Genomic DNA, 10,060 nt, shown 5'->3' with positions numbered 1-10,060 from the left:
GGCGGGGGGGGGGGGCGCTGCGGGGGGGGCGCCCGCGCGGGGGGGGGGGCCCGGGGGGGGGGGGGGGGGGGGGGCGGGGCGGGGGGGGGGGGGGCTCCGGGGGCTGGATGATTTTCAGACTGCCCACTCCGAGGGGTGGGGCGTTGAGACCGTTGGCAGTCTGAAAATCACCCGTCACGCCCCTCTCCGCACCCACCCCCTGCGCCGCCCCCTTCCGCAGCGCGTCCCTCTCGCGGGGGAGGGGGCACCTTTCGCGATGGGGAGGGTGGGGCACCTTTCGCGCTGGGGGTGGGGTGCTCCTCTCGGTGGTGTTGGGGTTGGGGTGATGGGGTCAGGCGGCGTGGGCGGCTTGGAGCCAGTTGGTGAACTCGCAGGCGAAGTGCCACTGGTGGCCGGTGGGGAGGAGGTCGGGGGCGGCTTCCGGGAACTGGACGGTGAGGCGGATGCGCAGGCCGTCGGGGGTGTCGGCGAATTCGTGGAGGACGTGGAGGACCTCGGTGCCGTCGGCGAGGGTGCCGGTGCCGCCGATGCGGACCGGGAAGGTGTCGTCGCCGGGGAGGTCGTGGTGGAAGCGGAGGAAGAAGCGGGCCGGGCCGGTGCCGATGGTTTCGATGATCTCGACCTGCTCGCCGGTGGAGTCGGCGAGGTAGTGCTCGGGGTTGGCGGCGAGCAGGGCGGCGCGGTCGCCGGCCTGCAGGCGGGTCTGCCACCAGGTGAGGAAGGTGTCGGCGTCGATGCCGGTGGCGGTGAGTTCGGTGACGGCGGTGCGCCGGCGGCCGGCGGAGGCGCGGGCCCAGCCGGCCAGGGCGGTGTCGGCGGCGGTGGTGTCGGGGGTGAGCAGTTCGCGCGTCCGGTCGTCGCCGAGGCGCTGCTTGAGCAGGCGCAGGGCGGCGCGGGCGCGGTCGAGTTCCCAGGCGAGGACGGCCTCCCGGGGGTGGGGGGTGCCGTCGATTTCGGTGCGGATGGTGAGGCCGGGCTGCATGGGGTCGCTCCTTGAAGAGGGCGAGAAGACGGAGGAATTTTCTCCGCTTCTGGTGACGCTAGCATAGGGGGAGAGATTTTCTCCGGTTAGGGAGTTGTGGATGAGGGCCGACGCGGAGCGCAGCCGGCGCAGGATCCTGGACGCCGCCTGCGAGGTGTTCCTGGAGCGGGGCCCGGACGCCCCGCTGGACGCGGTGGTGCGGCGGGCCGGGGTCGGCCCGGGCACGCTCTACCGGCGGTTCCCCGATCGGGAGGCGCTGGTCCGCGAGCTGGTCACCGACCTGCTGGCCCGGCTCACCGAGGCCGCCGAGCAGGCGCGGGCGGCCGAGCCGGATCCGTACCTGGCGCTGCGCCGCTTCGTGCACGCCGCCGCCGATCTGCGGATGGGGGCGGCGATCGTGGTGCTGTTGGAGCACCTGGTGGTGGACGAGGAGCTGGTGGCCGTTCGCCGGGGCACCGTCGTGGCGGTCGAGGGGCTGCTGCGGGCCGCGCGGGAGGCCGGGCGGCTGCGCCCCGACGTGGGGACGGGGGACCTGGTGCTGCTCTGCGTCCGGGTGTCCCGTCCGCTGCCGGGGGCGCTGGCGGCGCTGGACGCGGACGGCTCCCTGGTCCACCGGCACCTGGACCTCGCGCTGGCCGGGTTGGCCGGCGAACCGGACGGACCGCCCGGGCGCGCGTTGGGCTTCGACGAGGTGATCGCCGCGGCCGGGCGGCCCGGTGAGCCGGGTCCGGGGCGGGTGACAGAGTGACCGCCATGGACGAGGACGAGCTGGTACGGGCCTGGCGGGCGGTCGAGCGGGAGCCGGGGGCGGTGCTGCTGGACGGGTTCCACGCGCTGAAGCACGCGCTGCGGTTCGGGGGCGAGGTGCGGCGGGTGCTGACCGCCGACCGGGCGGCTCTGCTGGCGCTGGCGGGTGAGCTGGCGCCGGATGTCGTGCCGGCGCTGGAGGGGCTCGCGGTGGAGGTGCCGGAGGCCGTGCTGCGGGGGCTGGTGCCGCGGTTGCACCCGACGGGGGTGGCCGCGTCGGCGGTGCGGCCCGGTGCGCGGGCGAACCGGGCGGTGCTGGCCCGCCGGCCGCGGACGGCGCCGGTGGTGGTGCTGGAGAATCCGCGCAACCTGGGGAACGTCGGAGCGGTGATCCGGCTGGCGGCGGGGTTCGGTGCCACCGGGGTGGTGACCACCGGGGACCTGGATCCGTGGCACCCGAACGTGCTGCGGGGCAGCGCGGGACTGCATTTCGCGACCGCGGTCGAGCGCTTGGAGCCGGAGCAACTGCCGGACGGGCCCCTGTACGTGCTGGATCCGGAGGGGGCGGACATCCGGGACGTCCCGTTCCCCGACGAGGCGCTGCTGGTCTTCGGCACCGAGCGGCACGGCGTGTCGGAGGAGCTCAAGGCGCGCGCCGACCACCTGGTGGCGGTGCCGATGCAGCCGGGGGTGTCCAGCTTCAACCTGGCGACCAGCGTCGGGATGGGCCTCTTCCACTGGATGTCGGGGCGGCGCTGAGGCGCGGTGCCCGGGCGGGCACCGCGCCCCGGTGGGGCCGTCAGGAGAAGAGCCGGCGCCAGGTGTCGGGGCCCGGGTAGCCGTCGGCCTCGCTGCCGCGCCAGCCCTGGGCCTGCTGGAAGGCCTGGACGGCGCGGCGGTCGCTCTCCGTCCAGTGCGGGCCGGGGCCGACGCCGTACGAGCCGCCGAAGCCCTTGCGGACCAGCTGTTCGCCGAGCTGACGGACGTGGTCGTTGTTCTGGCCGGGGCCGAAGTACCGCGCACCGGGGAAGGCCGAGCCGCCGGTGGTGGGCGGCGGGGGCGGCAGCGGGGTGCCGGTTCCGCCGCCGATGTCGCGGCCCTTGCCGTTGACCAGGTAGTCCCAGGTGTCCTTGCCGGGGATGCCGTCGGCCTCGTTGCCGCGCCAGCCCTGGGCCTGTTGGAAGGCCTGGACGGCGCGGCGGTCGCTCTCTGTCCAGCGCGGGCCGGGGCCCTCGGAGTAGAACGCGGCGCCGCCGCGCCGCACCAGCAGCTGGCCGAGCCTGGTGACGTACGCGTTGTTGGCGCCGGGGCCGAACTGGGCGGTGCCGGGGAAGGCGGTCGAGGAGGTGCCGCCGCCGTCGTTGCCGCCGGCGGACAGGCCGGTGTAGCGGTACGGGACGTAGCCGCCGGAGTTGTTCCAGTACGCGTACGGGGTGGAGCGCTTCTTGGTGGCGGGGCCGGTCTGCTCGTAGGCGACGTACTTGGTGCGGGAGGAGTCGGTCCAGCCGCCGAAGATCACCACGTGCGAGCCGGCCTGGGGGTTGGCCGGGTTGTTGTAGATGAGGACGTCGCCGGGCTGGAGGTCGTTCTTGCCGATCCGCTCGGCGAAGCCGGGCAGTGTCCAGGTGGTCTGACTGCTGCCCAGGCCCCAGGCCATCGAGACGAAGCCGGAGCAGTCCTGGCGGTAGCCGTCCGACCAGTAGCGGCTCATGCTGTACGGCACACCCTGGTCGACCCAGGTCTGGGCGCGCTGGATGATCTGGGCCCGGGTGAGCGGCGCCGCGGCGGTGCGCGGGGCGGCGAAGGCGCGGGCGCCGGGAGCCTGGCCGTAGAGGCCGCTGACCTCGCCCTGGGGGGTCTGTGACCGGGCGTTGCTGCTGCCGCCCGGGGTGGGGCCGGGTGCGGGGGCCGCGGTGGCGGCGCCGGCGGCGGCCGTTCCGCCGCCTATCGCGGTGCCCACGGCGGCCATCAGGACGGCGGCCCGGCGGCGGACGCTGCGGGCGGCGGCGTGGCCGCCCTCGTGAACCGGCGCGGCGTGCAGCCGTGCGCGTCGGCGGGCGTTGCAGCCCCCGCATATGCAGTCCTCCGCCGGTTCGACGTCGTCGAACTCGATGAGCGGGGACAGGGGGTCGGTCAGGGTCATGCTCCGCCTCTTTCCCGGACTATTCCGCGTGTTATCCGGACCAAAGTCCCAAAGCGGGCGGGATGAGTCACGGTGGGTTAGGCCGAACGGGTGAGACCCGTTCGGCTCCCGGACGTGGCGTCGATCGGTGGGATGGCCTAGAGGTGGTGACGTGCGGTCAGCGCGGGATGGCGGCCGAGTACTCGGGGTCGCTCCAGGTCAGCGGGGTGGCGTCGGCCAGTTCGACGACACCGGTGACGGTCAGTTCGACCATCCGTTCGGCGCCCGGGACGCCCTGCCGGGCCTCCTCGGACCAGTCGGCGCGGGCCTCGCCGGTCACCAGCAGCGCCCCGCCGGTCTCCCAGTCGGGCAGCAGCAGGCCGGCGCGCGGGTCCAGCTCCAGGTTCCCGAGCGTCAGGAACATGCTGTTGCCCGGGTACTCCGGCCAGCGCAGCCGGTCCGGTGCCACCGGTTGCAGGAAGCCGGGGAGGCCGCCGCGGTGGGAGGCGTCCACGCTGCCGTCCGGGCCGGTGCTGGCGATGAAGAAGGTGTCCGCGGTGGCCGCCGCCAGGCGCTGCGCGGTGGTCAGCGCCGGACCGGTGGCGACCGTGCGGGGCGGGCCGGCGGCCGGGCGGTCCGTCGGGGTGCGGCGCTGGATGTACTTCGGGCAGTTGGCGACCACTTCCTCGGCGTGCACCAGCAGCCCGCCCCGGCCGTCCGGGACGGAACGCCCGTTGAGCCGCATCCGGCGCCGGCCGGCCGGGTCCAGTGCGATGGTGCCGACGAGGGCCGGGCGGTCCAGCGCCCCGGCCAGCGGGTCGGCCCCGGCGGGGAGGGCGGCGACGGCCAGGGTGTGTTCGTCCGGGGCGGAGAGGAAGCCGGCCGGGCCGGCCAGCTGGGTGGCCCAGACCCGGCCGTCCCGGTCGGCGGCGCCGAGGACCAGCATCCGGCGCTCGGTCAGGAAGCGGGCGGCGACGGTCGGGACGGTGCGGCGGATCGACCGGCCGGCGTGGTCGGCCCGTCCGGTCCGGTCGGCCCGGGCCTGGACGGTCCGCTCGCCGGGGTGGTACGGCGTGCTGGTGGTCATGGTCGGCTCCCTGGCGGTGGTCGGGGCGCGTTCTAGAAGAAGCCGCAGGTCGGGGCGGCGGCGGTGGGGGCTTCAGCGTCGGTCCCGTCCACGCCGGTGCGGGTGTAGACCTCCAGCCGGATGCCGTCCGGGTCGGTGAAGAAGATGCCGCCGGAGGCCGAGCCCTCGCTGTGCGGGACGACGCCGTCGTAGGCGAACTCCGCGCCGAGCCCGCGCAGCAGCCGTTCGGTGGCGCGGACCTCGTCGAGGCTCTCGACCTCGAAGGAGAGGTGGTGCAGGCCGGGGCCGGTGGTGGCGAAGGTGCCCGCGCTCTGCTGCCAGAGCGTCACCACCAGGCGGCCGTCGCGGCCGAGCAGGGCGTAGCGGCGTTCGGGGTCGGTGCCTTCGGCGGTGACCTCCAGGCCGAACACGGCGCGGTAGAAGTCGAGCGAGCGGGCCAGGTCGGTGACGTTCAGTCCCACGTGGCCGGTCTGCAGGGTGCGGAGCTGGGTGGTGGCGGACATGCCTGGTCACTCCTGGAGGCTTCGGCGTCCGGCAAGGCTGCTGCCTAACCGGTACTCATGAGAGTAGGAGTTAGGTGATGCAGCGTCAACCAGCGAACGGCACTGGAACGGTTAGGTTTTGCGGTGGGCACGCGAAAGCCCCGCCGGGCCTGACGGTCCCGACGGGGCTCGGAAAGAGGGAGGGCCCGGCCCCTGGCTAGGCCCACTCCCAGCGGATGCCGATGTGGCCCGGCTGCTGGTCCGGGGCCAGGACGTGGGCGCTCGCCGAGGCGCCGATCCACAACTGTTCGCGGCGGTGGTCGACGTCGGCGCCGGGCTCGCGGTCGTAGCGCTCGCAGTGCGCGGGGACGGCCGCCGGGTCGAAGTGCACCTGGAGCACGTACTCGCGCACCGGGCTGGCGAAGCGGCGGCTGTACTCCATGGTCGGGCCGCCGGGCGGGATCTCCACCTCGTACTCGAAGACCGTGCTGTCGCCGAGGCCGAGCGGGCGGTCCAGCATCAGCTCGGCGACGATCAGCCCGGCCTCGGGGCGGCGGCGCACCCGGCCAAGCCGGCCGTGCCGCACCGAGGTGATCTCCGGGCAGCCGGCCGCCTCCTCGTCGGCCATGTGCACCACCAGGCAGCGGCCGACGCCGCCGACCGTGGCGCGCACCACCTGGCGCATCCGCAGCAGGTTGCCGCGCCGCTCGGCGTCCACGTAGTAGGAGTCGTGGATGCTCAGCCGCTCCAGCTCGCCGGCCGGCGGGGCGTTCAGCTCGGCGAAGATGTTGGCGATCTCCTGCTCGCCCGGCCAGACGTCCTCCAGCCCGAGGTGGCAGGTGTTGGCCGCGGCGGCCCAGCGGCCGCGCGGGCGCGGCGGGCCGAGCAGGGAGGAGAGCGCGCTGTGCGGCAGGCCGAGCAGTTCCTCCAGCAGGTGGACGGCGCGCAGCGAGCTGGCCCGTTCGGGCTGGCTGCGGCCGCGCCGCCAGTAACTCAGGGTCGTGACACTGACCCTGACGCCACGTCCGGCGAGGGCGGCGCGGATGCGGTCCAGGCTGAGGCCGCTGGCCTCGATGGCCAGGTGCAGGGTGTCGGCGAAGCCGCCGACCGGGGCGAGCCGGCCGGGCGGTGGTGCGGGGGCGCCGGCGGGAGCCGGTCCGGGGCGCTCCGTGTGCGACCCGACCAGCCGCAGTCGCGCGGCGTCCTGTGGTTGCTGTGCGGCCATGCGGTGACCCTCCCCACCAGGTGAGTTCGGCGGGACCGGGCCGGCGCCGGGGCGCGCCGCCAGCGGCTTCACCGAGCTTTGGGGAACCCTATGCACGGTCGAGAGGCTACGTCATCAGTCGTGCGTATGACAGTGGTCACGGCAGGTGGACCGAAGGGTTAGCGATCTTGAAACAGTCCGGAAACACGAGCCGCCGACCTGGGCCCGCACACCGCCGTGGGCGGGCCCGGACGGACACCGCCGGGGCGGGCCCTGACGGCTCCGCCCCGGCGGGGGTTCGGTGGTGCTACCGGTCGGTGATCAGCTCACGTTCAGCGCGACGTCGTCGATCACGAAGCTGGTCTGCTGCGACGAGTCCTCGGTGCCGGTGAACTTGATGGTCACGGTCTGGCCGGCGAAGGAGGTCAGGTCCAGGGTGCGCTGGACGTAGCCCGCGGCGGCGTTCGCGTTGGAGTAGGTCGCCAGCGTGGTGCTGTTGGCCTGGACGGTCAGCTTGTCGTACGCGGTGGTGCCGGTCTCCGCGGTGTCGATGTGCAGCCAGAAGGTCAGCTTGGCGGAGGCGCAGCCGGCCGGGATCGAGACGGTCTGCGACATGGTGTCGGTGTGGGCCGAGCCGTAGCCGTTCATCCAGGCCTTCCAGCTGCCCGAGTGGGCCGCCTGGGAGGAGCTGTTGTCGACCACGCCGCTGGAGGTGGTCCACGGGGAGGCGGTGCCGGTCTCGAAGCCGCCGTTGGTGACGAGCTGGGCGGCGGTGCAGCCGCCGGACGGCGGGGTGGTGCCGCCGCCGAGCAGGGCGGTGGTCAGCGCGTCGGCGACCGGGGAGCCCCAGCCGGTGACCTGGTCGTAGCCGGCCTTCGCGGAGAAGTCCTGGTTGGCGCCGGTGGTCACGTCGTGGAAGGTGCTGCCGTAGGCGCTGCTGTTCGCGACCGAGTACAGCCGCGGGCTCGCCTCGCCCAGGACCGGCTGCCCGGCGGTCTTGGCCTTCTGGTTGAACTGGGCCGCGTAGCCGGACCAGAGCGGCGCGGCGGCGCTGGTGCCGCCGTAGACCTGCCAGCCGCCGGCGGTGTAGATCGCGAAGCCGCTGGCCGGGTCGGCGTTGGAGGAGACGTCCGGGACGGTGCGCATGGTGCCGCTGACACCGGTGCCGGTCTGCCAGCTCGGCTTGGCGAACACGGTGGAGACGCCGCCGCCGGCGGTGCTCCAGGCGCTCTCCGAGGAGTAGGCGTTGCCGCTGGAGACCTTGAGGTTGGTGCCGCCGACGCCGGTCTGGTGCGGGCTGGAGGCCGGGAAGTCGACCGCCTTGACGGAGGAGCCGCTGGTCGAGCGGGTGCAGTCGCGGGAGCCGTCGTCGCCGGAGGCGGAGAAGATCGAGATGCCCTGGGCGGCGGCCTGCTTGAAGGCGTTGTCGACCGCGGTCATCGAGGAGGCGGTGGTGTCCGGCTCGCAGGAGCCCCAGGAGATCGAGACCACCGAGACCCTGTTGTCGGTCACGATCTTGTTGGCCATGTCGATCTCGCCCTGGTCGCTGTTGGGCGCCTCGTAGACCAGCTGGGTGGCCTTGGGCGCCGCGCCGCGGACGATCTCGCTGTCCAGCTCGACCTCGCCCTGGCCCTGGCCGGGGGCGGAGTCGTAGTTGGCGCCGTCCACCGAGACGGTGGAGACGGCCGGGCCGGACAGGCCGTACTGGGAGTCGTAGGTGGTCAGGTTCGAGGACTTGTAGCCGTCGAACTCCCACAGCGCGACCGTGGTGCCGGTGCCGTCCGCGCCGGTCCTGTTGAGGTTGTACGCGCCGGTGTACTGGGCCGGGGCCATGCCGCTCGGGGTGGCGGTGGCCGCGTTCGGGGTGATGGCGTTCGGCGTGGCGATGCGGTTCTTGCGCACCGCGTGGTTGTCCAGGCCGCTGATGCCCTGGACCACGGCGGCCAGGTCGGAGGGGATCGAGGCCGCGGCGTCGTTGGCGAAGAAGGCGCGCTGCAGCTGCGGGTCCAGGTACGAGCTCTCGTGGGTGCCGAAGGCCTGGGAGACCTGGGCGGCGGTGCCGTGGGCGTTGACCACCTGGCGGTTGGCGCTCACGTCGCCGACGGTCAGGCCCTGCTGGGCCAGGTACGTCCTGACCTGGTCGACGGCGGCCTGGGTCGGGCCGAACCGTGCGGTGAACTGCTCCGGCGTCAGGTAGTGGCCGTACTCCGCGGTGCCCGGGGTGGCGACGGCGGTGAGGAAGCGGTCCAGGGCGTCGGTGTCGCGCAGCTTCAGGCTGACGGACACCGCGATCTGCTGCTCGGCCGGAACGTCACCCTTCTTCTCCGAGTGGGCCACTGCGGGGTTCACGGTGTTCGGCAGGGCGACGCGCGGGGTGGCGTTGGGCGTGGCGGCCTGCGCGGTGGAGACACCGAGCGAGACGGCGGTCAGCGGCAGCACGGCTATCGCCGCGGCGAGGGCAAGGGAGCGGGGACGCAACGGATCCTCCTCTGGCCGGCTGTGGGGGCCGGCAAGGGGCCAGGCGTTCAGGGGGTCGAGAACGCTGGCTCGAACATGACAGAACCCGTGTGCGAATTGGCTCATGGCCGGGCAATTCGTTGCTAAAAAACAGTCAACTGTGGAGAGTGGGAAACCCGGCGGTTCCATACAGTGAATGACCGGGATTCCGGGTCCGGTCCGGCCCGGACCGGACCGGTTCGGCCGATGGGGGCGGACGTAGAATCGGACCGAGCCGAGGGAGAGCCATGACCGATGCGCAGCCCGACCCGAGGGACCCGCGACCGCTGATCGGCGAGCCGCTCGCGCTCGACCTGCTCAACACCCGCTGGGCCGGAACGCCCGTCAACGATCTGCTCACCGACGTCGAGGGGTACGCGATCTGGCTCTCCTCCGCCGGGCTGGGCGGGCGCTGCGCGGCCGACGAGGCGGGCCTGGCGGCGATCCGGCAGACCCGCGAGGCGATCCTGTCGGCCGCCCGGGACGCCCGCGAGCAGGGCGAGTTGGGCGCCGCGGCGCGGGACGGACTGGACGCGGTGCTGGCGCGCGGACGGATCCGGCGCACGGCGGCACCGGGCGGGGCCGAGGACCGGATCGAGGCCGACGGGCCGCAGTGGCTGGCGCCCTGGCTGGCGGCGGACGGCTTCCTCGCGCTGCTCGGCGAGGGGGCCCACCGGGTCAGGCAGTGCGCGCACGAGGCGTGCATCCTGCACTTCTTCGACGCCTCGCAGAACGGCCGCCGGCGGTGGTGCCGGATGGCGGTGTGCGGGAACCGGGCGAAGGCGGCGCGGCACTATGTGAAGGCCCGCGGCTGATCGGAGGGCCGGCGGGCTGACGGGCTGACGGGCCGGCGGGCGGGCCGGAGCAGTGCGGGCGGGGGCGCCGGGCCCCCCGCCCCCGCCCCCCCGACGCGCCCGCCCGGGGGGCCCCGCAGGCGGGG

The 10,060-nt window shown here is 74.1% G+C and carries 9 protein-coding genes; 3 read left to right on the top strand and 6 right to left on the bottom strand.

Going from position 1 to position 10,060, the window contains the following annotated elements:
* Nucleotides 1–331 precede the first annotated feature (331 nt).
* Nucleotides 332–982 carry a hypothetical protein gene (locus tag ACFVVA_RS30830; RefSeq protein WP_387694039.1) on the bottom strand — a complete coding sequence of 217 codons (651 nt, stop codon included), beginning with the start codon at nucleotides 980–982 and terminating at the stop codon, nucleotides 332–334.
* A gap of 100 nt (nucleotides 983–1,082) precedes the next feature.
* Here ACFVVA_RS30830 and ACFVVA_RS30825 point away from each other — a divergent pair, with 100 nt between their 5' ends.
* Both ACFVVA_RS30825 and ACFVVA_RS30820 read left to right on the top strand, forming a co-directional pair.
* A complete protein-coding gene (locus ACFVVA_RS30825; protein ID WP_387694038.1) occupies nucleotides 1,083–1,730 on the top strand; it encodes a TetR/AcrR family transcriptional regulator in 648 nt (215 codons plus the stop codon).
* 5 nt (nucleotides 1,731–1,735) lie between these two features.
* Complete coding sequence (locus ACFVVA_RS30820; RefSeq protein WP_387694037.1) at nucleotides 1,736–2,488, top strand: TrmH family RNA methyltransferase; 753 nt, start codon at nucleotides 1,736–1,738, stop codon at nucleotides 2,486–2,488.
* Between the two features lie 40 nt (nucleotides 2,489–2,528).
* On the opposite strand, the gene ACFVVA_RS30815 is transcribed toward ACFVVA_RS30820, so the two are convergent.
* The 5 genes from ACFVVA_RS30815 to ACFVVA_RS30795 all read right to left on the bottom strand — a co-directional run bounded on the left by ACFVVA_RS30815 (nucleotide 2,529) and on the right by ACFVVA_RS30795 (nucleotide 9,102).
* Entirely contained in the window at nucleotides 2,529–3,872 is a 1,344-nt protein-coding gene (locus ACFVVA_RS30815) for a peptidoglycan-binding protein (RefSeq protein ID WP_387694036.1), read from the bottom strand.
* Between the two features lie 157 nt (nucleotides 3,873–4,029).
* A complete protein-coding gene (locus ACFVVA_RS30810) occupies nucleotides 4,030–4,938 on the bottom strand; it encodes a pyridoxamine 5'-phosphate oxidase family protein (RefSeq protein ID WP_387694035.1) in 909 nt (302 codons plus the stop codon).
* 32 nt (nucleotides 4,939–4,970) lie between these two features.
* Nucleotides 4,971–5,441, bottom strand: a complete 471-nt coding sequence (locus tag ACFVVA_RS30805; RefSeq protein WP_387694034.1) for a VOC family protein — start codon at nucleotides 5,439–5,441, stop codon at nucleotides 4,971–4,973.
* Nucleotides 5,442–5,637: 196 nt separating this feature from the next.
* Nucleotides 5,638–6,645, bottom strand: a complete 1,008-nt coding sequence (locus tag ACFVVA_RS30800) for an XRE family transcriptional regulator (protein ID WP_387694032.1) — start codon at nucleotides 6,643–6,645, stop codon at nucleotides 5,638–5,640.
* Nucleotides 6,646–6,945: 300 nt separating this feature from the next.
* A complete protein-coding gene (locus ACFVVA_RS30795; RefSeq protein ID WP_387694031.1) occupies nucleotides 6,946–9,102 on the bottom strand; it encodes a protease pro-enzyme activation domain-containing protein in 2,157 nt (718 codons plus the stop codon).
* 266 nt (nucleotides 9,103–9,368) lie between these two features.
* On the opposite strand from ACFVVA_RS30795, the gene ACFVVA_RS30790 reads away from it, so the two are divergent.
* A complete protein-coding gene (locus ACFVVA_RS30790; RefSeq protein WP_387694030.1) occupies nucleotides 9,369–9,935 on the top strand; it encodes a CGNR zinc finger domain-containing protein in 567 nt (188 codons plus the stop codon).
* Nucleotides 9,936–10,060 lie beyond the last annotated feature (125 nt).

It is taken from the genome of Kitasatospora sp. NPDC058048 (assembly GCF_042885555.1).
Taxonomy (GTDB): Bacteria; Actinomycetota; Actinomycetes; order Streptomycetales; family Streptomycetaceae; genus Kitasatospora; species Kitasatospora lactacystinica.
The sequence above is the reverse complement of the archived record's forward strand: the minus strand, read 5'-3'. Positions and strand labels throughout refer to the sequence as shown.

Bases quoted from the DNA above. Each gene is read 5' to 3' on its own strand.
- ACFVVA_RS30810 (WP_387694035.1), bottom strand. From the start codon at position 4,938: ATGACCACCAGCACGCCGTACCACCCCGGCGAGCGGACCGTCCAGGCC.
- ACFVVA_RS30825 (WP_387694038.1), top strand. From the start codon at position 1,083: ATGAGGGCCGACGCGGAGCGCAGCCGGCGCAGGATCCTGGACGCCGCC.
- ACFVVA_RS30820 (WP_387694037.1), top strand. From the start codon at position 1,736: ATGGACGAGGACGAGCTGGTACGGGCCTGGCGGGCGGTCGAGCGGGAG.
- ACFVVA_RS30830 (WP_387694039.1), bottom strand. From the start codon at position 982: ATGCAGCCCGGCCTCACCATCCGCACCGAAATCGACGGCACCCCCCAC.
- ACFVVA_RS30815 (WP_387694036.1), bottom strand. From the start codon at position 3,872: ATGACCCTGACCGACCCCCTGTCCCCGCTCATCGAGTTCGACGACGTC.
- ACFVVA_RS30800 (WP_387694032.1), bottom strand. From the start codon at position 6,645: ATGGCCGCACAGCAACCACAGGACGCCGCGCGACTGCGGCTGGTCGGG.
- ACFVVA_RS30790 (WP_387694030.1), top strand. From the start codon at position 9,369: ATGACCGATGCGCAGCCCGACCCGAGGGACCCGCGACCGCTGATCGGC.
- ACFVVA_RS30805 (WP_387694034.1), bottom strand. From the start codon at position 5,441: ATGTCCGCCACCACCCAGCTCCGCACCCTGCAGACCGGCCACGTGGGA.